We start from the raw sequence: 23,720 nt of genomic DNA on the forward strand, positions 1-23,720 counted from the left end.
TCCAGCGCACTCGGTCCGCCCTTCGCCTTTTCCGTACCGCGGGCTGCGCTAGACGTTGCTGATTTCTTCGATCAGCGCGTCGATGTCGAAGTACTCGCTCTCGGAGCCGAGTGGGACCAGCTCGCATGTGGAATCGAGGAAGGACTCGACGTCTTCGCGTTCGAGCTCGAACGACGCATAGCCATCGGGTGACTCGATTTCCAGCGTCAGCATCGCCTCGTCCTCGGAGAGGTCGGGGCGGACGCGGACGTCACCCAACCCGGCGGGGTCGGTGAGACCGGTGGCGAGCAGCTCACGCGCGAAGGTCCACTCGACCCACCGGCCGCGCTCGGTCCGGAACGACACGGTGACGGCGTAGGGCTCGTCGACGTGGAAGGACAGGCGGGAGAGAACGGGCGTGCTGCTGTTGTTCAGCAGTACGAACTGGCTCTGGTGAACGGCGTCGGTGTGCACGGCCACTCCTAAGTGCTCGTGGTTCGCGCGGCGCGAACTTTTCGTCTCGGCAAGGAGATGCCCGGGCACACGGCGAATGACGCGACTATCGGTACGTTCACGCTATCGGCTGCACATGTCCATAGTGGTGTAACGCCGGGCACAGACCCCTTGCGGTCAGGCCGATACCCGTTGTGGCGGTTTGCCCGGCAGCGTTTTCTTCAGCCCGAGGAGCGCGGGAACGGCGAGTAGCGAGGTCGCGGTGAGACACGTCCACAGTAGTGGGCCGCTCACGGAGAGCAGGCCGCCGAGGATGGCCGGGGCCAGCGCCATCGGCAGTCCCCACGACAGCTGGAACAGCGCACTGGCACGGCCCTCGGCCCCGCGTGGCGCGGCTCCGGCGGCGGCCGCCGTGGACAGCGGCGCGAACATCGCCTCGGCGATCGAGAAGGTCGAGCTCGTGAACAGGATGAGGCAGATCGCAACTTGCAGCGGGACCGAGGTGACCGGAATGAGCAGCGCGAACGAGGCGGCGAAGACCACGGCTGCGGTGATGAGCCCGGTGGTCCTGGAGTATCCGTCGAGTACGCGGATCACGAGGTGCTGGCCGAAGACCACGGTGACCGTTCCGATCGTGATCGCGATTCCGGCGATCCACTGTGGACCGTGCAGGAAGTCGCGGACCAGGATCGGCAAGACGGCGAACTTGCTCGCACTCGCCAGGGTGAAGCACATGTGGGTCAGGCAGAACCCGACGTAGGGCCGGTCGGCGAAGACGGCCTTCCAGCCTGGCGGGCTGTCCTTTTCGGACACCCGGGCCGCGGCGGGCAGGAACCGGATGAGCACCGCGGCCACCGCGAAGGTGGCGGCGTTGGCGTAAGCGATGAGATGGAACGCCGCCGGGCTCGTGATCTCCGGCAGCACCGCGCTCGCCGCCGCGCCGACGCCCGCGCCGGCGAACCGGCCGACCGTCTGGGTGCCGAGGACGCGCTCGGCGTCGCGGCCGGAGGTGAGCGCGGCGACCATCGGGGCGTTGCAGGTCCAGAACAACCGGTCGCCGACGCCCGCCACGAGGGTGACGGCGACGACCTGCCAGGCCGAGGTCAGCAGCGGATAACAGCCGAAGGCGGCCAGCCGCAGCAGGTTGCCCGCGATCAGGAGGGCGCGCGGACCGAAGCGGTCCATCGCGGCTCCCGCCAGCGGCCCGGTCGCCAGGGCGAGCAGACCCCCCGTGCTGAGCGCCGTACCGGCTTCGATCAGGCCGAAACCCTGGCCGTGGACGAGGAAGAGCAGTCCGAACGGGAGCCAGATCCCGCTGCCGAGCGCGTCGATGAAGGTGGCGGTGAGAAAGAGGCGGAGCTGGGTCTGCATGGCTGCTGTGGTCCTTCCCCCAGAAGGCAGCAGGCCAGAATAGCGAAGATCAGCTCCCGGTCAAGGCTCCAGCGGCAGCGTCAGCCCCGTCTTGACCCGGTCCATCGCCACCGACGTCGTGAAGTGCCGCACGTTCGGGTTGTCGAAGAACATCCGCCGCGTGAACGCCTCGAAGCCCGCCATGTCCCGGCAGGTCACCACGAGCACGAAGTCCGCGTTGCCGGTCACGTAGTAACACTGCTGGACGTTGTCGTCCGCGAGCACCTGCCGCCGGAAGCCGTCGAGCACCGCGAGGCTCTCCCGCTCCATCTCGACCATCACCACGAACGTCATCGTCAGCCCGAGCGCCTGCGGCGACAGCACCGCCACCTCGCGCTCGATCACCCCGGCCTCGCGCAACCGCTTGATCCGCCGCTGCACGGCCGCGGCGGACAGGCCGACCTTCGCCCCGATGGACTCGGCGATCGTGCGGGCGTCGGCCTGCAGGCAGGAGAGGATGGCCACGTCTAGGCGGTCGAGGTCGGGTGTGTGCACCTGATCAGGCTAACCGGCCGACTCTCCGGCCCGCCCGCTCTCCGGCCACGCGCCGCGCGGTGTGCCCCGTCACCCCGTCCGCCCAGGTCAGTCGCGGTTGTCGCTGGTCCGCCCGTGGTGCGCCGGGAAAAGTGAAGATTCTTTGAAATGTGACCCGGAACACAACTGACGGGTCTACTGAATGGTAGCGCTTACAAGTGAATGGCAGACCCCTCTTTTTCCGCGCGAAAGGATTTCTTGGTGCCCTCATCTCAGGCGGCCGTTATCGCGGGTCTCGGCTCTTGGCTGCCGCCGCGCGTGGTGGGCAACGAGGAGATCGCCCGGCGGCTGGACACCTCCGATGAGTGGATCCGCTCGCGTACCGGCATCGCCGAACGCCGGGTCGTCGATCCCGGAACGTCCACTGTGGACCTCGCGGCCGAGGCGGGGCGCCGGGCGCTGGCCTCGGCGGGGGAGGACGGCGCGGACGCCGTCGTGCTGGCGACGTCGACGGCCGACCAGCTGTGCCCGGCCAGCGCGCCGCAGGTGGCGACCAAGATCGGGCTCAACGGCGTCGCCGCGTTCGACGTCAACGCCGTGTGCAGCGGGTTCATCTACGGGCTCGCCACCGGCGCCGGGCTGATCGCCGCCGGGATCGCGCGCCGCGTGCTGGTGATCGGCGCGGACGTCTTCACCTCGCTCGTCGACCCCGACGACCGCGGCACGGTGCCGATCTTCGGCGACGGCGCGGGCGCGGTCCTGCTGCGCGCGGGTGCGGCCGACGAACTCGGCGCGCTCGGCGCGTTCGACCTGCACAGCGAAGGCGAACTCGCGGAGCTGCTCTGGGTCGAGGCCGGTGGCGCGAAGAACCGCCGCTCGGACGACCCGCGTGACCACTATCTGGTGATGCAGGGACAGACCGTCTTCCGGCACGCCTGCGCCCGGATGGCCGAATCGGCCCGCACGGTGCTGGGCTCCGCGGGCTGGGGAGTCGGCGACGTCGACCGGTTCATCGGGCACCAGGCGAACATCCGCATCCTGCAGACCTGCGCGAAGCAGCTAGGGCTCGCCGAGGACGTGATGTACTCGAACATCGAGAAGGTGGGCAATACGAGCGCGGCGTCGATCCCGATCGCGCTGGCCGACGCGGCCAAGGACGGGACGCTGCAGCCGGGTCACCGCGTCGTGATGGGTGCCTTCGGGGCCGGGCTGACCTGGGGCTCGACGCTGCTGCGCTGGCCGGACGTCATTCCGGGCTGAGCGCGCTCGCCGCCCAGGCGTGCGTGGGTTCCGTGCGGCCACGCAGCTCGAGTTCCGCGAACGGCTCCCAGTGCGAGCGTTCGCTTTCCAGCGCCGCCTTGAGCACCGCTTCGCTCGCCAGGATGCGGCCTTCGGCGGATTTCGCGTACTCGGTCAGGCGCGCGGCCTCGTTCACCGCGTCGCCGATGACGGTGTACTCGAACCGGGTGCTGGTACCCAGCTGACCGGCGAAGACCCGCCCGCTCGCGACCCCGATGCCGAGGTCCAGCTCGCCGGTCTCCTGGACGGCGTCCCGGATCGCCCGCGCGGCCGAAAGCGCGGCCGTGGGCGCGTCCGCGAGCCGGGTCGGCGCGCCGAAGACGCAGAGCGCGGCGTCACCCTGGAACTTGTTGACCAGCCCGCCGCGCGCCCCGACGGCGTGCACGACGCTGCTGAAGAACCGGTTGAGCATCTTCACCAGGTCTTCGGGCGGGGTCCGGCTCGCCAAGGCCGTCGAATCGACGACGTCGACGAACAGCGCCGTCACCTCGCGCACGTCACCCGAAAGGGAGGCGCCGTACTCGAGGGCGTGCCGGGCGACCTCGTCCCCGACGTGCCTGCCGAAGAGGTCGCGCATCCGTTCCTGCTCGCGCAGCCCGGCGGCGAGGTCGTTGACCGAACTCTGCAGCAGGCCGATCTCGCTGGAGTCGTCGACGTCGACCACGATCTCCTTGTTGCCGCGCGCGATCTCGTCGAGCGCGACGCGGAGCCGGTGCAGCGGGGTCGCCACGGCCTTCGCGAGCAAGCCCGTGCCTATCGCGCCGACGCTCAGCCCGATCACCGAAAGCATGATCAGGCTCGCGACGTGGTCACCCTTACCGAAGTCCGGCGGCGTGGCCACCAGCAGCACCCCGAGGAACGGGACGCCGCTCGCCAGCGACCAGGTGACGACCACCCTGGTCCGCACGGTGACCCGGAGCGTCCCCTTCGGCGGGGTGACCTTGAGCGCGATCGTCATCACCGGACGCGCGACCCATTCCGCGGCGAGATAGGTGAGGCCGACCGTGGTCAGCCCGCCGAGCCCGATGACCAGCGCCATCCCGAGGGAATCCGCCCACGACCCGAGCACCCTGGCGAGTGAGCCGAGCACGACCGTCGAGATCAGCCAGAGGGTCCCGCTGACGATCGCCATGTCGACCGGGAGCCGCAGCGCCCGCTCGGCCTCGGCCTTCGTCGGCGGGCGGCCGAAGACGAACCAGACCGCCGTGCGCCGCTGCAGCCACGCCGTCCACAGGGTGCCCACCACCAGCGACAGCGCCACGATCCCGGCGGCGGTGACCGAGAGGATCCAGCCGCGGTCGCCGACCTCGCTCGGCAGGCCCTGCACGAGCAGCAGCAACGCCACGACGCCGGCACCGCACACGCTGGAGCCGATGCCGAGCGCGGCGAAGCCCAGGCTGGTCCTGAGCACCAGCCGGAACCGGCTCGACATCGTCTTCCCACGCACCCGGTGATCGTAGGACCTCCGGCGGAAAACGGTTGGCCAGTTCTCGCGTGCGGTGGCTACCTTGCAGACATGGAACCGCTGGGCCAGGACGAGATCAGAGCGTCCTTCGTGAACTGCACGCGTGGCGAGGCCAAGGGGGTCACCCTGCCCGCCAGGCCCGACGAGATCCCTTGGGAGAAAAGGGAATTCCTCGGCTGGCGCGATCCGAAGGCGGCTTCCCGCGCGTATCTCGTGCTGCCTTACCAAGGGGAAATCGTCGGCCTGTCCCTTCGCGCCGCGCCCCGGCCGAAGGGCCGTGTCCTGCTGAGCAACATGTGCGGCCTGTGCACGACGACACATCCGCTGTCCGACATCGCGTTGTTCTCCGGCCGCCGCGCGGGGAAACCCGGGCGCGAGGGGAACACGCTCGGCATCTACGCGTGCGCGAATCTGGCGTGCAGCCAGTACATCCGCGGCGAACTGACGTCGGACGTGCCGCAGCCGTTCGAGTCCCTGACGCTGGAGGAACGCGTCTTCCGGCTGGAGGACAAACTGCACCGGTTCGTGGAACGAGTACTGGAGTCACGCTGACGCGCCCGGCGGTAGAACGCATTCAGAGGACTAAATGCGTTCTACCGCCCCTCAGAACCGGAACCGCAGGATGCGTCCCATCTTCTTGAAGGCCGGGATCAGCCCCACGAGCCACAACTGCGCCCGCATCGACGCCGAGAGACGCTCCTTCGCCTCAGGCGTCGCGTAGTCCGTCGCGTCGAGCTTCGTGACCAGCGTCAGCCCGAGCCGTTCCAGCTCGGAGATTTCGTCGATGCCCCAGTACAGCGTCGCGTTCGCCTTCCGGACCACGGGATTCAGCTTCTGCAGCTTGATGCCGAGCCTGCTGAAGGTGTCGAAGACCATCTCGCCGCCCTGCGGGAAGTGCGCGATCAACCGCCTCAGCAGCTCTTCGCCTTCGGACGGCCGCAGATACATCGTCAGCCCCTCCGCGATCACCAGACCGGGTTTGTCCGACGGGATCTCGTCGATCCACCCGAAGTCGGTCACCGACGAGCCGATGGTCCGATATCCCTCCCGGTCCGGATAGATCCGGCCGCGCAGGTCGACGACGTCGGGGTAGTCGACGTCGAACCAGCGCACCGAGGGCGGCGGGTCGACGCGGTGGACACGGCTGTCCATTCCGCAGCCGAGGTGCACGACCGTCGCGTCCGGATGCTTCCGGAGGAAGTCCGCCGCCCACTCGTCCATCGGCTTGGCCCGCAGCGCGACGGTCAAGCCCATGTCGGGGGTGACGCCGAGTTTCGAGAAGTCGTAGTCGATTTGCTTCACGGCCTCGTCGGCGGCCTGGTCACCGAGGATCGGCCGGGCACTGCGGGCGTCGAGCGCACGGCCGTACAGCGTGGCCAGCATCGTCGCCTTCTCTTCGGTGAATCGGACCTTCTCCACCGCACGCCCCTATCAGAAGTTTCACAACCTTCTGAAAACTCTACTCGCCAGACGCTGTGTTCGCCATCAAGGAAGCGTCAATCCCGAGCGGTGTAGTCGTGGACGTAGGTCTTCGCGTCGAGCAAATGCTTCCGGGTGATCTCCCGTGCGGCGGCCGCGTCCGAGCGGCGGACCGCTTCGAGGATCGCGCGGTGCTCGTCGACGGCTTTGCGGATCTGGCCGGGAAGCCGCAGCGCCGCCCGCCGTTCCTCGCCGACCAGCGAAAGCACCGAACGCAGCAGATCGGTGACGTCGTCGTTGCCCGCGTTGCCGGCGATCACCCGATGGAATTCCGCGTCGGCCGCGATCACGCGCAGCATGTCGCCGTCGGCCGCGGCCTGCTCCATCTCGTCGACGGTGCTCTCCAGCCGGGCGAGCACCCGCGGCGTGTGCTGGAGCGCGAGTCGCTCGGCGAGCGTCGGTTCGACGGTGGTCCGCAGGTCGAACAGCTTCTCGACCAGCTGCTCGTGTTCGGAAAACCAGCCGCGCAGCGGTTGTTCGCCGAGGTTCTCGCGGACGTACGTGCCCGAACCCGGCCGCACCTGCACGTAGCCGATGGAGTCCAGCACCCGCAACGCCTGCCGTAGCGAACCGCGGCTGATTCCGAGCTGCTCGCAGAGCGCCCGTTCGGCGGGCAGCCTCGACCCGGCGGGAAGCCTGCCCGAGTCGATCATCGAGCGCAGATGATCGACCGTCGCGCTCCACACCTGCTCCGCGCGGACTTCGCGCTCGTCGTCGGCCACGGCCCCATCCTCGCAGGTTCGGCGAACCGGTCGGGATTGTCGGTGGCCGGTGTCATCATCGGACGATGACTGGGGTGGCAGGGTTGATCAAGGCATGGGTGCACGGCTGGGCGCTTTCCCGCGGCGTCGGCCTCCCGGTGGCCGAACCGGACGGTTACCGGCTCGACGTCGGCCGTCCGGGGCATCGCGTGAGATACGTGCTGGCGGACGCGGAGTCGGCCGCTCGCCGGGCTCGCGCGCTGACCGAGCCCGGCACGTGGCTGAAGGTGAGTGGTTCCCGTGAAGAGGTGGCGGAGACGGTGCCGCCGAACTGGAAGGTCGGCCCACCGGAGTACCTGATGAGCACTCCGCTCGCGATGCGGCCCGTCATGGCCGCGCCCGAGCCGTACCGGGCGGAACTGGTCGGCGACGGCGTCGTCACCGACGTCGTGGTGCGCGCGCCCGACGGCTCGCGTGCCGCGACCGGCCGGGTCGCGATCGCCGGCGGCACGGCGGTGGTCGATCAGGTGGTGACGGAGCCCGAGCATCAGCGGCGCGGGCTGGGCCGGTTCGTCATGCGACGGCTCGACGAAGTGGCGGTCGCCGCCGGGGCGGAACGAGCGGTCCTGGTGGCGACGGAAGAGGGGCGGGCGCTGTACCTGGCGCTCGGCTGGACGGTCGCCGCGGAGATCACCGCGGCCCATCTACCGGAGGAGAACTCATGACGGCGGTGTTCAAGGACATCTGCCTCGACGCGAACGACCACCAGGCCCTCGCCGACTGGTGGTGTGCCGCGATGGGCTACGTGCGGCCGCATCAGGAGGACCGGCCGCGGGAGTGGCCGGTCGCGATCGTCGATCCGGCCGGTCGCGGCCCGCTGATCTGGGTCAACCCGGTGCGCGAGACCAAAACCGTGAAGAACCGCATGCACATCGACGTCTTCGGCTCGACCGCCGAACTCGTCGCCGCCGGTGCGAAACTCGTGCGGGCCAGGGACGGCGAGATCGAATGGGACGTTCTCGAAGACCCGGAAGGCAACGAGTTCTGCGTGTTCGCGCCGAACGGGGCATAACGGGCACATGAATGTTCGACTAGACACATCCAGAGCGCGAAAGGAGGTAACCCTGTTTATGGTGCGCGAGTGAGTGCTTTATGACGTGGTGGCACGCGGTCCTGATCTTCATCGCGGGGCTCTGGGCGGGCACCATCAACACGGTCGTCGGTTCGGGCACGCTGGTGACGTTCCCGGTCCTGGTCGCGCTCGGCTACTCGCCGCTGACGGCGACGACGTCCAACGCGATCGGCCTCGCCCCGGGCACCGTCAGCGGGGCGATCGGCTACCGCCAAGAGCTCAAGGGCTACTGGCCGGAGGTCGTCAAACTCGCCGTGGCGTCGTTCTTCGGCGCGATCTGCGGGACGATCCTGCTGCTCTCGCTGCCCAAGGACGCCTTCGAGACCGTCGTGCCCGCGCTGGTCGGGCTCGCGGTGGTGCTGGTGATCGTCCAGCCCCGAGTGGGCGCATGGGTCGCGAAGCGCCGCGAGGAGAACGGGAAGGTCCACAAGATCGGGCCGCTCCTGCTGTTCCTGATCTTCCTGATCGGCATCTACGGCGGATACTTCACGGCCGCGCAGGGCGTGATGATGGTCGCCGTGATGGGGATGCTGATGTCCGAGTCGCTGCAACGGCTCAACGGCGTCAAGAACGCGCTTTCCGCCGTCGTGAACATCGTCGCCGGCACGGTCTACGCCTTCATCGCGCCCGTCAGCTGGCCGGTGGTCGCCCTGCTCGCGGTCGGGTCGACGATCGGCGGCCAGGTCGGCGCGAAGATCGGCCGCAAGCTCTCGCCGAAGGTGCTGCGCGCCGTGATCATCGTGATCGGCCTCGCCGCGATGGTGCAGTTGCTCCTCAAATAGCGGACCCAGTACATGATGGCCCCCTTCCTTGCGCTAGACGCAAGGAAGGGGGCCATCATGTACTGCACCGCGACCGAGACCTTTTCGGCCTCAGCGTGGGAAATCTCCCGCCGCTTCGAGGAAGAGGTCGTTCTCCTCGGGCGTCCCGATGGTCACTCGCGCACCTTCGCCCGCGAACGGGCGCACGATCAGCTTCCGCTCCAGTGCGTGCTCCGCGAACGCCGTCGTCCGCTCGCCCAGCGGCAGCCAGACGAAGTTCGCCTGGGTCTCCGGAACCTCGTAACCCTTGGCCAGCAGGGCATCCCGCACGCGGGTCCGCTCGGAGACGATCTCCTTGCAGCGCTCCAGCAGTTCGTCGGCCGCGTCGAGGGAGGCGATGGCCGCCGCCTGGGCGATCATGTTCACCGAGAAGGCGACGTACACCTGCTTCAGTGCGATGGCGATCGGTTCCGGTGCCACCGCGTAACCGACGCGGAGACCCGCGAGGCCGTACGCCTTCGAAAAAGTCCGAAGCACCGCGACGTTGTCCCTGCCGCGCGCCAGTTCGACACCGTCCGGCACCTCGGTGTCGGTCACGAACTCCTTGTAGGCCTCGTCGAGCACGACGAGCACCCCGGCGGGCACGGCGTCGAGGAACCGCTCAAGCTCCGCGCGCCGCACGACCGTCCCGGTCGGGTTGTTGGGGTTGCACACGAAGACCAGCCGCGTCTTCGGCGTGATCGCGGCGAGCATCGCGTCGAGAGCCAAGCCGTGCCCGTCCGTCAGCGGCACCTTCACGCTGACGGCGTTCGCCACCTGCGTGACGATCGGGTACGCCTCGAACGAACGCCACGGGAAGACGACCTCGTCACCCGGTCCGCAGAGGGCCTGGATCATCTGCTGGCAAAGGGAAACCGAGCCGCAGCCGATGGCGATGCGTTCGGTCGGCTCGTGCAGTTCGCGGGCCAGCCGCTCGACGAGCCCGGACGAGGTGATGTCCGGATACCGGTTGATGCCCTGTGCCGCTTCGGCTATGGCCTGCGCCACACTCGGCAGCGGTCCACCGGGAACCTCGTTGCTCGCCAGCTTGATCGCACCCTGGATTGTCCGGCCAGGGACGTACTTCGGCAACGATTCGAGATCCGCACGCGGCGAAACAGGGGACATCTTCGGCGCTCCTACTTCTGGGGGACGGCTCCGACACCGTATCCTCCCGCGCCGGGGCAAGCCCCGAATATTTACCTAAGAGTGGTCTGATGGAGGAATGACCCTGACGACCACCGTGGAACATCAGCACGTCGACGGCCACACGCTGCGCCTGACCTTCGCCGAACCGGAAGGCGTCGTCCGTGGCGGACTCGTCGTGTTGCACGAAGAGGCCGAAGAGGTCGAAGAGGGTTTGGGCCTGTTGCTGGCGGGTCTCGCCGGCGAAGGCTGGCTCACCGTCACCCCGCATCTCGATCGCGACGACCTCACGCAGCGGGACCTGCTCGACGCCACCGACGCGACGCTCGCCTGGCTGTCCGAGCGCGGTGTCCAGGCGGATCTCGTCGGTGTCGTCGGTTTCGACCTCGGCGGGACGGCGGCGCTGGTCGTCGCGTCGAACCGCAGACTGGGCGCGGCGGTGAGCGTCGGCGGGCAGGGGGTCGCCGAATTGCCGGTCCTCGTCGAGATCGCGGGACGGCTGACCAGCCCATGGCTCGGTATGTACGGTGACGCGGGTGACGAGGCCGGAGGCGCCCAGTTCGAGCAGTTGCGCGACGCGGCGGCCTCGGCGGGGGTCGCGACGGACGTCGTCCGCTACCCAGGTGCCAACCACCGCTTCGACGCCGACCCCGACGCGGCCGCGGAGGCCTGGCAGCGCACGCTGAATTGGTTCGACGCCCACCTGCGCTGACTCCATCCGCGCTAACATTCCCCTTCAGATGTGACAGGGGAGGGTCAAATGGCACAGTCACCCAAGGTGCCCGTGACGCCACAAGCCGCGTTCGGTGCTTCGTCACCGGCCTTGGCGCCGGTGGCGGGTCAGATCCGGGACACCAAGACCGATGCCAAGAAGGGGACCGTCAAGGTCACCGAAGACGCCGCCAAAAAGCTCGTCGACGCGCTGCTGAAGGCACGTCACGAACTCAACGCGCTGATCAAGGACTCGACGGAGTTCAAGGCGCCCCTGAAACTGGGCGACAACCTCGTCGGGCACACGATGAGCGAACGCTTCCAAGGTGCCGCGACGGAGGGGACCGAAGCCGCCGTGCCCGTCCTCGACGACTTCGCCAAGGTGCTCAAGGACTTCCAGCTCACCGTGATGGCGGCGCGGAAGATGTACGTCGCCGCGGACGAGGAAGGCCAGGAGCAGCTCGAGCGGGTCGCGCGCCGGTTCGACATGGAGGACCTGGTCGAACCCGAGCGGAAGGACGAGCGCTGATGCGCATCATGCCGACGCCGTGGCCGCCGCCCGAGCCGGAGCCCCAGCCGGGTCCCGAGCACCTCAACGCCGACATCGATTGGATGAGCTACTCGCATCGAGAGCTCTACGAGATGGTCCACAACGAGCTGGACCTGGCAGGCGCGGAATCCGTCGCCGCGCAGTGGGCGAAGATCAGCGCGTTCCTGGACAGAGTCGGCTCCGAGCTCAGGGCGGCCATCGTCGCCACCGCCGACGGCTGGACCGGCGAGGGCGCGGACAGGGCTCGTGACGCCGCGATCAAACTCGTCGACTGGGCAGGCGAGACCGGCTGGCGCGCTGAGAACGTCGCAAACTGCTTGCGCCGCCAGGCGGATATCGCCGATGCCGCGCGGCGCACGATGCCGGAGCCGCCGGGATTCTCCGCACGGCCGAAGCCGCCGGAGGTACCGAAGCGTCGTCCCATCCCGATGTCCGATTCGACGCAGGCCATGTCGACGTCTTCGCCGCCGAAGTCCGACTTCGCGGAGGCAGGCCGGATCGTCGCCGAGCCCACCGACGAAAGCTCGCAGGATCTGCATCGCCAGGCCGCCGACGTGATGACGCGGATGCAACGGAGTTCCGGCGAGGTCTACGAGAACGTCCCCCGCTTCACTTCGTACGGCAAGCAGCCGCAGCTTCTCAAGACGCCCGAGAAGCCGGAGCCCGAACCGAAGCCCGTCCCGGAGCCGGAACCGGGGACACCGCCGGACGACTCGACGCGCAGCAGCGGGGTCGACGACGTCGCCCCGATCCAGGTGCGGGAGCCGGCCGACGCACCACGCCCGCCCGGCGCGAGCAGCGGCGCGTTCGTGCCGCCGCCGCCCGGCGCACCCGGCACCTCCGGCGGAACCCACGAGCAGCTCGGGCAGGGCGGCCGATCCGGCGTCGGCGGCTTCGGTCCGTCGGGCCAGCCCGGCCAGCTCGCCGGTGGCGGATCGCGGGCGGCGGCCGCGGGCATGGGCGGATTCGGCGGGATGCCGATGGGAATGGCGCCTCAGCAAGGCAAGCAGGACGAGGGAGAACACAAGGCGCCGGACTACCTCGTCGAGGACTCCGACGTCTGGGGGCTCGGCGGGTACGTGACTCCGCCGGTCATCGGCGAAGACCCGAGGGGCGGCCGCTGATGGACTGGATCCGGTTGCACATCGGCGAGCTGTTCCTCCTGTGGTCGGTGCACGGACGCGACGAACTGCCCGCGGTGCTGGAGGTGCCGCACGTCGGGCGGACGCCGGAGTTCCGGGCCGAACTGATGGCGACGGCTGGCCGGACACTGTCCGAGCGCGGCCTGGGCACGGTCGAGGCGCCTTCGCCCGAACTGGTGGGGTTGCTGCACACGCTCGCGAACAGCGAGCTGACGCTGGACCTGCGGCTCGACGGCGATCCGTCGTACCGGGCCGTCGGCTGCGTGTCCGATCGGGGCGCCGTCGCGATCGGCGTCGCCGGCACCGACGTCGAACTGGCGGCTCTGCGGGAACCGCTCGTCGCCGCGACCCTGCTGCAGGCGCTGCCCCCGTGCGAGCAGGGGCGCGGCCTCTCGGTCAACCTGCGCGTCGACGACTACACGGCGGCGTGCGAGGCGGGCGAGCGCGGTGGGCAGCCGGCGTTCTCCGACGTCCTGCGCGATGCCGGGCTGCGGGAACCCGAGGTCATCGTGCTGGTGAGGATCGCGACGCAGCGGATCCGCAGCGGGCGGCTCGGCGCGACCAGGAAGTCGTGGGAGGGCCGCTGGGTGCGCGGCGAAGGCACGCTGACCTGGGTGGACACGCATGACGGGCGCTACGGACTTCGTCGCGACCGCGGTTGGCTCACGGTGACCCCGCTCGACGCGGCGCGGCTCAAGACGATGGCGTACGAGCTGTTCACCGGGGCTCGCTAAGTCGGTTAACGGGGGTTAACATCGCGGGGTGACGCACACCGCCGACGCCCCGGAAGTGCTCTGGCGCCCTGAGCCGAGCCGCCTGCCCGACACCAAGATCGACGCGTTCCGCCGCTGGCTGCGCACCGAACGCGGAGTTGAAGTCGACGACTACGACGCGTTGTGGGAGTTCTCCGTCCAGCGCGGGCCCGAGTTCTGGGCGGCCGTCGCCGATTTCCTCGGCATGCGCTGGCACGACCGGCCCGGCGAGGTGCTCACCGGTGAGATGCCGAACGCGCGGTGGTTCGTGGGCGGCACCTTGAACTACGCAGAGCACTCGCTCATGCCCGGCGTCGCGGGCGCCGCCAAGGCCGACGACGAGATCGCCGTGATCTTCCACCGCGAAGACGGTCTCTCGTCGCAGTTGACCTACGGCGCTCTGCGGTCCGCCGTCGCCGCCGCGCGGGAAGGCCTGCGAAAGCTGGGAGTGTCCAAAGGGGACAGGGTCGTCGCGCTGGCGCCGAACTGCCCGCAGACACTGATCGCCTTCCTCGCCACGGCGAGTCTCGGCGCCGTCTGGTCGTCGTGCTCGCCGGACTTCGGTGTCCGGGCGATCACCGACCGGTTCGCGCAGATCGAGCCGAAGGTGCTGATCGCCGTCAACGGGTACGTCTACAATGGACGGTGGTTCGACAGCAGGTCGACGGTGAACTCGTTGCGGGACGAGATCTCCACCCTCGAAGCGACCGTGCTCGTCGACTACGCCGGCGGCCGTCTCGACGGCACCCTCGACTGGGACACCCTGCTCGCCGACAACGACGGCGCGGAGCTGGCCTTCGAGCCCGTCGAATTCGGCCACCCGCTGTGGGTCCTGTACTCCTCGGGGACCACCGGTCTGCCGAAGGGCATCGTCCACGGTCACGGCGGGATCACCCTCGAACACCTCAAAGCCCTTGCCCTGCAAAGCGATCTCGGCCCTGGCGAGCGGTTCTTCTGGTTCACCACCACCGGCTGGATGATGTGGAACTTCCTCATCTCCGGGTTGCTGACCGGCACCACGATCGTGCTGTTCGACGGCAGCCCGGGATATCCGGACCTGAACGTGTTGTGGCAGCTGGCCGAGCAGCACCGCGTGACCTACTTCGGCACCTCGGCGCCGTTCATCCAGAGCTGCCTGAAGGCCGGGATCAAACCGGCGGAGCGTTACGACCTCACCGCCTTGCGCGCCTTGGGATCCACCGGTGCGCCGTTGAGCGTCGAAGGCTTCCGGTGGATCGTCGACGAAGTCGGCGAACGCGTCCAGATCTGCTCGGTGTCCGGCGGCACGGACCTGTGCGCGGCGTTCGTCGCGGCGGCCCCGGACGTCCCGGTCTGGCTCGGTGAACTCTCCGTCCGCGCGCTCGGCGCCGCCGTCGCCGCGTTCGACGAGGAGGGGAAACCGGTGGTGGAGACGGTCGGTGAACTGGTGATCACCGAGCCGATGCCGTCGATGCCGGTGTTCTTCTGGAACGACCCGGACGGTTCGCGGCTGCGCGAGGCGTACTTCGAGATGTACCCGGGGATCTGGCGGCACGGCGACTGGATCCGGATCACCGGACGCGGCTCCGCGGTCATCTACGGGCGCAGCGACTCGACACTCAACCGCGGCGGCGTCCGGATGGGCACGGCCGAGTTCTACCGGGTCGTCGAGTCCTTCGACCAGGTCGCCGACTCGCTGGTGATCGACACCTCGGCGGCAGGGAACGAGGACGGTCAGCTGCTGTGCTTTCTCGTCCTGGCGGAGGGCGTCTCGCTCGACGAGGTCGAGCCCGCGCTGCGCAAGGAGCTGCGAGGGGCCCTCTCGCCGCGGCATGTGCCCGACCGGTTCGTGCAGGTGAGTGAGGTACCGCGCACCCTCAACGGCAAGAAATGCGAGGTTCCGGTCAAGAAGATCCTTTCGGGGGTCTCACCTGACCGCGCCGTCAGCAGGGATGCGCTGCTGAACCCCGACGCCCTTGTACCGTTCGTGGAGCTGGCAAGGAGTTAACGGGGGCGGAACTTGGCGGGCGCGTGGCGGGTGGCGGGGGCCACCTCGGTGCTGGTGATCACCTGGGTGACCCGGCTGGCAGGACTGCTGGCCCTGGTCTCGGTGCTGGTCCCGGCCGGGCGGCGCACCCTGCGCGGGCACGTCGCCGAATGGCTGGAACTGCCGCACGAGGCCACGGTCGGCGCGGCGACGGTCGTGCTGGTGACCGGCGTGCTGCTGATGTTGCTCGCGACCGGCCTCAAACGGCGGAAGCGACGGGCCTGGCAACTGGCGGTCGCCGCCGCCGTACTCCTGACGGTGTCGCACCTCGGACTGCGGCACGTCCTCGGCGCCGGGCTCGTTTCGCTCGCGCTGCTGATCGCCCTGATCGCGACCCGGCGCTACTTCATCGCGCTCCCCGATCCGGTGACCGGCCGGTGGCGCGCGATCCGGGTCTTCCTGCAACTGGTGCTGGCCGGAATCGCGATCAACTTCGCGCTCCTGTCGTTCGCCCGCGCGCTGGATCCCCTCGGCGTCGGCGACCGTCTGCTGCAATCGGTGCTGGCCCTGGTCGGCGTAAGCGGCCCGGCGGTCTTCCACACGCTGTGGCTGGAGGACCTGTCGGCGGCCGTCGGCGTGCTGTTCGGCATCAGCGCTGTGTTACTGGCGGCGTACTTCCTGCTGCGGTCGGCCGAACCCGCGCCTGAACTGACCGATGACGAGGTCGAGCGGCTCAGGGCGTTGCTGGACGAGCGAGACTCGCTGGGGTACTTCGCCCTGCGCCGGGACAAGTTCGTCGTCTTCTCGAAGTCGGGGAAGGCCGCGGTCACCTACCGGGTGATCGCCGGTGTCGCGCTGTGCTCGGCGGACCCCCTCGGTGACCCGGAAGCGTGGCCCGGCGCCATCGAGGAGTACCTGGACGTCTGCCGACGGTACGCGTGGACCCCGGCGACCATGGGCTGCTCGGAACTGGGCGCCACCGTCTGGGCGCGCTTCGGGCTGGAGGTACTGGAGATCGGCGACGAAGCCGTCGTCGACACGGACACCTTCACCCTCGACGGCCGCGTCATGCGCGGCGTCCGCCAAGCCGTCTCACGCACGAAACGAGCGGGCTACACCGTCCAGATCCGCAAGGCCGAAGACGTGCCCGAAGGTGAACTCGACGAACTCCGCACCCTCGCCGCCACCTGGCGCGGCACCGACAACGAACGTGGCTTCTCCATGGCCCTCGGCCGGATGGGTGATCCAGGCTCGGTCCTGGTCACCGCTGAGCACGACGGCGCCGTACGAGGCGTCCTCCAGTTCGTCCCCTGGGGCGAGAAGGGCCTGTCCCTCGACGTCATGCGCCGCGACCGGACCGCCGACAACGGCGTCAACGAGCTGATGATCTCCGAACTGCTCCTGACGACCCCCGCACAGCACGTGTCCCTGAACTTCGCCGCCTTCCGCGCCGTTCTGGAACAGGGCCAACGCATCGGCGCCGGCCCGGTCGCGCGCCTGTCCGCGAAGACACTGCGATTCTTCTCACGCTGGATCCAGATCGAGACCCTCTACCGCTTCAACGCCAAGTTCCAGCCCCGCTGGGTCCCGCGCTACCTGGCCTACCCCGCGGCCCGCGACCTCCCCCGCGTCGGCGTCGCCGTCTTCGAAGCCGAAGGCCTCGGCGGCCGTCCATCACGCCTGCTCAGAGCGTTGCGGCGCACCTAAGGGGGGTCCCTTTCGCGGGGGTTCTCCGGGTGTGTAACCTATCTGGGCAGTGGTCGTTCGACCTGGGAGGCTTCGCCTAGTCTGGTCTATGGCGCCGCACTGCTAATGCGGTTGGGGGTAACCCCCCCTCCCGGGTTCAAATCCCGGAGCCTCCGCTGGCCCCTGTTCCGGCAGGTGCTAGATTGAAAACTGAACAAGCGCCCGTAGCTCAGCTGGATAGAGCATCTGACTACGGATCAGAAGGTCAGGGGTTCGAATCCCTTCGGGCGCACGTCTGGTTGAGACAGCACTAAGGCCCTCCCGTTCGCGGGAGGGCCTTTTTGTTTGTCCGTTGGATCTTAGCGACCCAGCCGGGAGTCGAACCTGTGCGACGCCCCCACGTCGTCCATCGGGTTCAAGACAGCTGCCTTATCCGGCTCGGCCAGTCCTCCTTTGCCGTAGCGGTAGTCGGATGCCCGCGAGTCGAACGCGGTGACTCCTAATCCCAAATCAGGCGGGGTGGCCGATGCCCCTCGCATCCGTCGACCGGCGTATCACCCTCAGTCCACCCACGGACACCCGGACGATCAAAGGATTCCGTTGCCCGCGAACGGGCGGCGATCCCGGCCGAACTACGCGATCGTGTCTATGAAGTCCTCGAAAGCGCCACAGACATCGATGACGACTTCTGCCTCGTGCTCAACTGCATCGTGTCCGGGCAGACCATCGACGCGACCGGCCATGACAACGAAACACGTCGTTGGCCGCGGCCGGCAACTCTGGCGTGGAGGATTATGCCGCGCGAGCGCGAGCGGCTTTCCAGGGTCGGTCGAGCTTAGGTTGCAGTCCTAATTCGAGGGTTCACCGTGTGATGATCCGACAGATGGGCTCCAAAAGGGGCGCCTCATTGCAACGCGTGGTTACCGGGTTATGGGAGCGCCCGCTGAGCAGCTTACTCAGCAATTCGATGCTATACGCGCTTGGTGGGATCGAAACGGATTCAGGGTGACAATAAATCGGCACTGGGCGCAGATCGCACAGTAGCAGCAGGGAACCAGGCAGACGGATTAACAATGCCGTTGCGATTAAGTAATGTAGGTCAGCTGCATCTAAATGTTTCTTCTGCCTGTGTATAGTCCAATGGAACTTCGGAACTGAAAATCAGCCCGATCTTATCGGGTAAGAATGTCTGCTAATGCCCGATACTTCATAATAGTGGTGTAATTCCCGGTAGGTGCTCTTATCCGGTGGGCTTGCGTCGACGACTCGGGGGATGCATACGCGCTTAGACGATTCGGGAAGTTCTGTCGAGCAAAGGTCGCGGAGCATGATCGGTCTACCTGGCATTCCATCGCGCGTGCCTCCCGTTCTCAATCAGTGTGCTCCACACTGATCCCGTACCGTCCGGGGCATCGAAGCTGCCGACGACCTGCAGGTTTTCTGGCTCGTCGGCTACCACCCAGAACGGAAAATGTGGTTCGTATACAGATTTGGCAACTGCTTTGAACCAAATCAAGGGTCGCTTCTCTTGCCAAGCGCGGCGAAGTGCAACGTTCGCAAAAAGGCCAGGTTCAGTTCCTCGGTACTTATATCGGACTAGGCCGTCTTCGCTTACTTCATCCTCGTAGGGACGCCTCTTGTGCGGTGGGGTATAAGTAGTCCTGATCGAAAGTGCCACGTCAAGCTGACGGGGCTTCCAGATTCCCTGCTGATCAAGAAGGGAAAAATTTTGCCCGTTGAAGGCGAAGCCTTTGATCTTTCGGGAGGGAAGATTGCGCCCCTCCTTCCTCATTAAGTCGGTGAGCCAGCTGAACGCATGCCAACGAAGCTGGGTATCGAAGTCAAAATCCTCAAGATCGGCCGGAAGGCTGAGCGCCTGGGGAAGCTCATCCGTATCGAAAGCAAGCTGAATTTTCTCTGTAACAGCCGGTGTGGTACGGGCAAGAGCAGCTGTAGCAGGAGACGCTCCGAAGTGATCGAGGTGCACCGCAGAGCGCAGCTCTGCTACGACTCCCGATGCAAAGTAGTTGTCAAACAGAACGTTAGCCGCTTTGAAGATGACCCATGGCTCGTCAAGAAGGGCAACGACCTCAGGTCGAAGGGCGCCGCGCGCACCGTGATTTCTTAGCCATGATCCTGATCGTGACGGACTGTTGCTGAGTTGCGAGTAACCATCGGCTGTCACAGTCCAAAGGGAACGCTCTAGGTGCACGAAGGGCATTGCGGCCCGGTCCGCTCGATGCGAGTTGCCTCCACCGAATCGCCCAATCAGTCGCCCTACGGGGTCCTCAGCGACGTCATACGCGACTGCCGAGGAACGTTCGTTGAGGTATCGGCCCAAGAGCCAGAGAAGTAGGAGTGGCTTGTACGGCTTCTGTTCGCCATCTGCTTTGGCGACACGAAGCTGTCGAAGCTGCTCGTACAGGCCATCCTCGTCCAAAATTCCACCCCTCCGTGTGACGTGCACACTGAGTGTAGCTGTGCGAGGCCTGCGTACGCCCGCTTCGTGCACTCGCGCATGTCAAGGCCTCAGAGACTGAACTTCGCCGAGCGAAGGCGCGTGGCGGTGAGGCTGGACGTTCGAGCCGGTCGGTACCGTCAGTTCTTATGACTGAACCGTCAAAGCTGAAGCCCGCCGAGCTGCTCGAATACGGCATGGCGGGTGTTGATCTTGATTCACCTAGCGGTACGAAATTTTTTCGACTCGAGTATTTGATGGCATCTGCGGCGGGGATCAATTCAACTAAGGTTGCAGCTATCCAGGTCGGCAGTGCGGCAGAATTGGCCGCTCAGCTGGAGCATTCCAATAGAATGGCCAATACAGAATTGGGGATTGTAGTAGCTGATTCGGTTGATGATGACCTGATGGTGGAGGCGTTGCGTCAGTACCTGGAGTCAGGAGTTTCGCAAACCATCTTGGTGCTAGGGAAGCGTGGGAGCACGTGGAGCCTGCAATGGATCGGCTACCAGGGCGACCGTAATTCTACAATCGCAAAAGAACTTGCGCAGCGCTTTGGGGTGGCGGCGAATAAAGTGAAAGCTTCGGCAACTTTTCGACGGAGGGCGCCTGAACATCCACTCGTCGTTGATACTCGGGTGAGTCGTATGCTGCGCCTTTCGGTAAAATCTCGCCAGGCCGTCATGCTTGTAGGTCCGCCTGGGACAGGCAAGACTCAGATGGTTGCTGAGATTACTGAAGAGATTGCTCGGGACCCGCGATCGTACGGCATGACGACAGTTCATGATCCGTTGTTCGTGACACCGGACGAGTCTTGGACTACTCGTGAGCTAGTTGGCGGAGATACTGTTGACGACAAGGGGAAAATCTGCTTCAGTCCGGGACATGTCCTCGAGGCTATTGCACAAGACCGTTGGTTAGTTCTCGATGAGGCAAATCGTGCAGATCTGGATCGCATTTTTGGTGGGTTGCTCACCTGGCTGTCCGGTCAGGCGGTAATTGTTGGGCGCGTGAGCGCGGATCCGCGGTCGAGCCCAATTGTGCTTGACTGGAACGAGAAACCTTACAGTGAGGTTGTAGGTCGCGACCGATTGCGCGGGAAATATGTATCACCTGAGCCAATTATCTACAAAGCTGGTACAGATTGGCGCATACTGGGCACTTACAATGCAGTCGACGCTCAGCGCGTTTTTCGGTTCGGTGAAGCGCTAGGTCGGCGATTTGGCCACGTGCCGGTCGGCGCCCCAGACGACATTTCTTTCTCTGTTGCACTGCGGTCCCGGATCGCCAAGACTAAATGGGCGCTAAGTAAGAAGGATGCAGATCGAATACATGAAATTCTTGGAGTAATATATTCCGCTCACTTTAATTACTTAGATCCTATGGGGCCAGCTGCACTATTGTCTATTCCGGATTATGTATCAGCTGGCCTGCAGGAGACTTCCGATTCTGAAATACCTCGGTTGATAGCAGAAGCTTACTTGGCGGGAATGGGCTCCTGGCTCGCGCTTTATGATCGCGACGAGAGAATGGAAGACGTTGCAGAAGTGGTCGGTTCGGACGACGTCCTCGGGGGTGAATGGGAGTGGCTTCGAGGTCAGCTAAAGACTCTTCGGTAGAGAGTGTTCTTTCTCTGCCATGGGAAGGTATGCGTAAGCTTTTTCATAGTTGGTCTGGAAAGGGGCAACTCTTTTCGGGTTTGTCGGCGGTTATCGACGAGGATGGTTATGATTGGACTGCGGATGATATAGCGAAGAGGGCGCATCTCGTCTTGTTTGAGCAATGTCGTGGAAACGTAGTTCGACTTCCGGTTCGACTTATGGACTGGTGGAAACTTATGCCAGTTGCTTCTCAAGCCGAGACTGTGGTAAGTAGATCGTTGCGCGGCGCAGTTGACTGGCCTAAAACGCGGCGGCGAGGGTGGCCTCCGGCGGAGTTTACAGGGCGTGTTCGCAGAAGAAGCCCTGACGATGAGCTATTGGGTTGTTTACGGTGGACTGCTGACAGGCTTCTGCTCGTGTATCGCGATGCAAAGAAGTCTCGCGCTAACGTGGGGGATGAGTTGACCCCCCAATTGAGCACGTTAAAGAATCTGGCAAATAGCGCAGAAATTAAAGCTGTCGAATCAGTGTTTCCGGACCTTCTAATCATAGACTCTATGCGCCGTTTGGGGTCTACGTGGCGAGTCGTTGCCGATCTTGCTGAAAAGTTACGAAAAGAAGATTCAGGGGATCTATGGAGACTCGCGATTGAGCAGCTTGCCCCGGATGACTCTATTGCTTGGCGTCTGTTTCATCTCGGTATTTTAGGCACTGTTCTGGGAGTATTAGAAGAGTTGGGTTGTAGGGTGGTAAGTCGACGTCCTCTTGCTGGTCGTTCGCATGGCCCGGCCTATCGAGTAGAAATTCCAGGTGCGACGGCGTGGGATTTGTGGTTCGAGGCAGGCGATATTTGGAATTCGCCAGATACTAAAGAGCCTTATGTGCTTGCCACTAGTGGGTTAGTACGACGAGGTCGCACCAAGGGTGCAGATATTTTTCTGGTCGATCATAAAAGTCGATATGGAATCGTAATCGAATGTAAGTACACCGCTGAAGGAGATTATTTGCGGCGAGGATATGAGCAAGCGCTTACTTATCTACTTGAAGCAAGGACTGAATTCATTGATAGCGGTGAAGCCTTTGTGGTGGCGCCAATTGAGGCTGCTCCAAAGTTGGGCACCGGGCGCACTCTTGCGGGCTCCCTGACATTCTGTGCGCCGGAACACCTTAGGGGCCTACTGATTGCCGCTTTGCGCTCTGCTCTTGCAAGTGGGAAAGCGCGTGGCGGGTAGGTGCGTTAGTCCCCGAACACGCTCCTCAGCGCCTCCCTGACCAGCCCCGGTAGATCCCCCTCCCCGTCCGTCTCGGCCCATCGCACCAGCGCAACATGCGCCGCCCCCAGGCAAGCCATCGCCGTAGCCCGCACCCGAAACTCCTCATCGGCAGAGGAGGAACCGAGAGCGGCGACGATCGCATCGGCCGTCGCGTACTGGCTGTCCAGATGTCGCGCCCGCAGTGCCGGGACCGAGATCATCAGCCGTAGCCGCGCCAGCAGGAACGCCTTCTCCTCGGAAGTACCCAGGGCGGCGGTCGACTCCAGCGCGCGCCCGATCCGCAGAGACAAAGGGCCAACAGGCTGCTCAAGTACGGCAGAAGCCGTCACGGGGTCGTATTCGTCGTAGAGGACCAGGTCCTCCTTCGTCGGGAAGTGCCGGTAGACCGTCATCGCCGAGACGCCGGCGGCCGCGGCGACGTCGTTGACGGTGGTCGCGTCGTAGCCGACGTCGGTGAAGAGGCGGACGGCGTGCGTTTGCACGAGAAGCCGGGTTTCGGCGCGCTGGCGGTCGCGGAGGCTCACGTGGTAGACACTACCAAAGTGTTAGTCACTAACATCTGGGGTGCGCATGAAGACTGCATTGGTGACGGGAGCCTCGCGGGGGATCGGGGCGGCGATCGCGCGACGCCTCGAAAGCGACGGCGTCAAAGTGATCAAACACGACAGCAGCAAGGCTGACCTCTCCACGATGGATGGTGTCGACAAAGCGATCGAGGGCATCGAGACCCTCGACATCCTGGTCAACAACGCCGCGGCCCCGCCGGCGGGGCCGATCGAGACGGACACGCCCGAAAGCTTCGATCACTTGATGGCGGTTAACGTGAAAGCGCCGTACTTCCTCATCCAGCGAGCGCCGATGAACGACGGAGGGCGCATCGTCAACGTCTCCTCGGTCGCCACGCGGATGGCCAACCCGGCCCAGACTTCCTTCGCGATGGCCAAAGGCGCGCTCGAAACCATGACCCGCACGCTCGCCCAGCAGTTCGGCCCCCGCGGGATCACGGTCAACGCCGTCGCCCCGGGCGCCACCAGGACCGCGGACAACGAAGCGATCTTCACGCCGGAGCTGGAGACCGCGATCGCGAACCTCACGGCGCACCGAAGGCTGGGGAACCAAGGCGACATAGCGGACGTCGTTGCCTTCCTCGTCTCCGACGACGCCCGTTGGGTGACCGGCCAGGTCCTCGACGCGAGCGGCGGGTTGTTTCTCGGGCCGCCGACGCAAGGGGTTCAATAGGCC

General features: G+C 65.8%; 23 protein-coding genes and 2 tRNA genes. 16 read left to right on the forward strand and 9 right to left on the reverse strand.

Going from position 1 to position 23,720, the window contains the following annotated elements; translation table 11 throughout:
* Positions 1-48 precede the first annotated feature (48 nt).
* The 3 genes from AVL48_RS26130 to AVL48_RS26140 form a co-directional block, all read right to left on the reverse strand.
* Entirely contained in the window at positions 49-453 is a 405-nt protein-coding gene (locus AVL48_RS26130) for an SsgA family sporulation/cell division regulator (protein ID WP_061980604.1), read from the reverse strand.
* Between the two features lie 156 nt (positions 454-609).
* The gene (locus tag AVL48_RS26135) at positions 610-1,803 is read right to left on the reverse strand and encodes an MFS transporter (protein ID WP_061980300.1); all 1,194 of its coding nucleotides are present in this window, start codon (positions 1,801-1,803) and stop codon (positions 610-612) included.
* Positions 1,804-1,863: 60 nt separating this feature from the next.
* On the reverse strand, positions 1,864-2,337 hold the full coding sequence (locus AVL48_RS26140; protein WP_061980299.1) for an Lrp/AsnC family transcriptional regulator: 474 nt from the start codon (positions 2,335-2,337) through the stop codon (positions 1,864-1,866).
* Between the two features lie 201 nt (positions 2,338-2,538).
* Between AVL48_RS26140 and AVL48_RS26145 the strand changes: the two genes are divergently transcribed.
* Positions 2,539-3,576, forward strand: a complete 1,038-nt coding sequence (locus AVL48_RS26145) for a beta-ketoacyl-ACP synthase III (protein ID WP_074038222.1) — start codon at positions 2,539-2,541, stop codon at positions 3,574-3,576.
* Here the strand turns inward: AVL48_RS26145 and AVL48_RS26150 are convergent.
* Entirely contained in the window at positions 3,563-5,047 is a 1,485-nt protein-coding gene (locus tag AVL48_RS26150) for an adenylate/guanylate cyclase domain-containing protein (RefSeq protein WP_061980603.1), read from the reverse strand. The two genes, AVL48_RS26145 and AVL48_RS26150, sit on opposite strands and share 14 nt — an antisense overlap.
* 84 nt (positions 5,048-5,131) lie before the next feature.
* Here AVL48_RS26150 and AVL48_RS26155 point away from each other — a divergent pair, with 84 nt between their 5' ends.
* Positions 5,132-5,632, forward strand: a complete 501-nt coding sequence (locus tag AVL48_RS26155) for an FBP domain-containing protein (protein WP_061980297.1) — start codon at positions 5,132-5,134, stop codon at positions 5,630-5,632.
* Between the two features lie 51 nt (positions 5,633-5,683).
* Here the strand turns inward: AVL48_RS26155 and AVL48_RS26160 are convergent, their stop codons facing one another.
* Together AVL48_RS26160 and AVL48_RS26165 are read right to left on the reverse strand one after the other, a co-directional pair.
* Complete coding sequence (locus AVL48_RS26160; protein ID WP_061980296.1) at positions 5,684-6,499, reverse strand: class I SAM-dependent methyltransferase; 816 nt, start codon at positions 6,497-6,499, stop codon at positions 5,684-5,686.
* A gap of 77 nt (positions 6,500-6,576) precedes the next feature.
* Positions 6,577-7,281: a FadR/GntR family transcriptional regulator gene (locus AVL48_RS26165; protein ID WP_074038221.1), complete on the reverse strand. Its 705-nt coding sequence runs from the start codon at positions 7,279-7,281 to the stop codon at positions 6,577-6,579.
* 74 nt (positions 7,282-7,355) lie between these two features.
* Between AVL48_RS26165 and AVL48_RS26170 the strand changes: the two genes are divergently transcribed.
* The 3 genes from AVL48_RS26170 to AVL48_RS26180 all read left to right on the forward strand — a co-directional run bounded on the left by AVL48_RS26170 (position 7,356) and on the right by AVL48_RS26180 (position 9,174).
* The gene (locus AVL48_RS26170; protein ID WP_061980295.1) at positions 7,356-7,985 is read left to right on the forward strand and encodes a GNAT family N-acetyltransferase; all 630 of its coding nucleotides are present in this window, start codon (positions 7,356-7,358) and stop codon (positions 7,983-7,985) included.
* Positions 7,982-8,332, forward strand: coding sequence for a VOC family protein (locus tag AVL48_RS26175; protein ID WP_061980294.1), 351 nt, complete (start codon positions 7,982-7,984; stop codon positions 8,330-8,332). Before AVL48_RS26170 ends, AVL48_RS26175 begins: the two co-directional genes overlap by 4 nt.
* Before the next feature lie 80 nt (positions 8,333-8,412).
* Positions 8,413-9,174, forward strand: coding sequence for a sulfite exporter TauE/SafE family protein (locus AVL48_RS26180; protein ID WP_061980293.1), 762 nt, complete (start codon positions 8,413-8,415; stop codon positions 9,172-9,174).
* A 90-nt stretch (positions 9,175-9,264) separates the two neighbouring features.
* On the opposite strand, the gene hisC is transcribed toward AVL48_RS26180, so the two are convergent.
* Entirely contained in the window at positions 9,265-10,320 is a 1,056-nt protein-coding gene (hisC, locus tag AVL48_RS26185) for a histidinol-phosphate transaminase (protein WP_061980292.1), read from the reverse strand.
* Positions 10,321-10,417: 97 nt separating this feature from the next.
* Between hisC and AVL48_RS26190 the strand changes: the two genes are divergently transcribed.
* The 8 genes from AVL48_RS26190 to AVL48_RS26225 all read left to right on the forward strand — a co-directional run bounded on the left by AVL48_RS26190 (position 10,418) and on the right by AVL48_RS26225 (position 17,437).
* Positions 10,418-11,050: a dienelactone hydrolase family protein gene (locus tag AVL48_RS26190; RefSeq protein WP_061980291.1), complete on the forward strand. Its 633-nt coding sequence runs from the start codon at positions 10,418-10,420 to the stop codon at positions 11,048-11,050.
* Positions 11,051-11,098: 48 nt separating this feature from the next.
* Positions 11,099-11,578, forward strand: a complete 480-nt coding sequence (locus tag AVL48_RS26195; RefSeq protein WP_244162517.1) for a hypothetical protein — start codon at positions 11,099-11,101, stop codon at positions 11,576-11,578.
* Positions 11,578-12,723, forward strand: coding sequence for a PPE domain-containing protein (locus tag AVL48_RS26200; RefSeq protein ID WP_061980290.1), 1,146 nt, complete (start codon positions 11,578-11,580; stop codon positions 12,721-12,723). Before AVL48_RS26195 ends, AVL48_RS26200 begins: the two co-directional genes overlap by 1 nt.
* A complete protein-coding gene (locus AVL48_RS26205; protein WP_061980289.1) occupies positions 12,723-13,475 on the forward strand; it encodes an ESX secretion-associated protein EspG in 753 nt (250 codons plus the stop codon). The genes AVL48_RS26200 and AVL48_RS26205 overlap by 1 nt, the downstream gene beginning before the upstream one ends.
* Before the next feature lie 28 nt (positions 13,476-13,503).
* Positions 13,504-15,480, forward strand: a complete 1,977-nt coding sequence (locus AVL48_RS26210; RefSeq protein ID WP_061980288.1) for an acetoacetate--CoA ligase — start codon at positions 13,504-13,506, stop codon at positions 15,478-15,480.
* 30 nt (positions 15,481-15,510) lie between these two features.
* Positions 15,511-17,166, forward strand: a complete 1,656-nt coding sequence (locus tag AVL48_RS26215) for a phosphatidylglycerol lysyltransferase domain-containing protein (protein ID WP_061980287.1) — start codon at positions 15,511-15,513, stop codon at positions 17,164-17,166.
* A gap of 65 nt (positions 17,167-17,231) precedes the next feature.
* Positions 17,232-17,321, forward strand: a tRNA-Ser gene (locus tag AVL48_RS26220).
* Positions 17,322-17,363: 42 nt separating this feature from the next.
* Positions 17,364-17,437 (forward strand) — tRNA-Arg (locus AVL48_RS26225).
* A 1,044-nt stretch (positions 17,438-18,481) separates the two neighbouring features.
* Here the strand turns inward: AVL48_RS26225 and AVL48_RS39190 are convergent.
* Entirely contained in the window at positions 18,482-19,657 is a 1,176-nt protein-coding gene (locus AVL48_RS39190; RefSeq protein ID WP_483398213.1) for a phosphorothioated DNA-binding restriction endonuclease family protein, read from the reverse strand.
* A 95-nt stretch (positions 19,658-19,752) separates the two neighbouring features.
* On the opposite strand from AVL48_RS39190, the gene AVL48_RS38580 reads away from it, so the two are divergent.
* Complete coding sequence (locus AVL48_RS38580) at positions 19,753-21,222, forward strand: AAA family ATPase (protein WP_082857765.1); 1,470 nt, start codon at positions 19,753-19,755, stop codon at positions 21,220-21,222.
* 398 nt (positions 21,223-21,620) lie between these two features.
* A complete protein-coding gene (locus tag AVL48_RS39195; protein ID WP_143104627.1) occupies positions 21,621-22,436 on the forward strand; it encodes a hypothetical protein in 816 nt (271 codons plus the stop codon).
* Positions 22,437-22,441: 5 nt separating this feature from the next.
* On the opposite strand, the gene AVL48_RS26230 is transcribed toward AVL48_RS39195, so the two are convergent.
* On the reverse strand, positions 22,442-23,002 hold the full coding sequence (locus AVL48_RS26230; RefSeq protein WP_061980285.1) for a TetR/AcrR family transcriptional regulator: 561 nt from the start codon (positions 23,000-23,002) through the stop codon (positions 22,442-22,444).
* 46 nt (positions 23,003-23,048) lie between these two features.
* On the opposite strand from AVL48_RS26230, the gene AVL48_RS26235 reads away from it, so the two are divergent.
* Positions 23,049-23,717, forward strand: a complete 669-nt coding sequence (locus tag AVL48_RS26235) for an SDR family oxidoreductase (RefSeq protein WP_074038235.1) — start codon at positions 23,049-23,051, stop codon at positions 23,715-23,717.
* Positions 23,718-23,720 lie beyond the last annotated feature (3 nt).

The organism is Amycolatopsis regifaucium, assembly GCF_001613935.1.
Classification (GTDB): Bacteria; Actinomycetota; Actinomycetes; order Mycobacteriales; family Pseudonocardiaceae; genus Amycolatopsis; species Amycolatopsis regifaucium.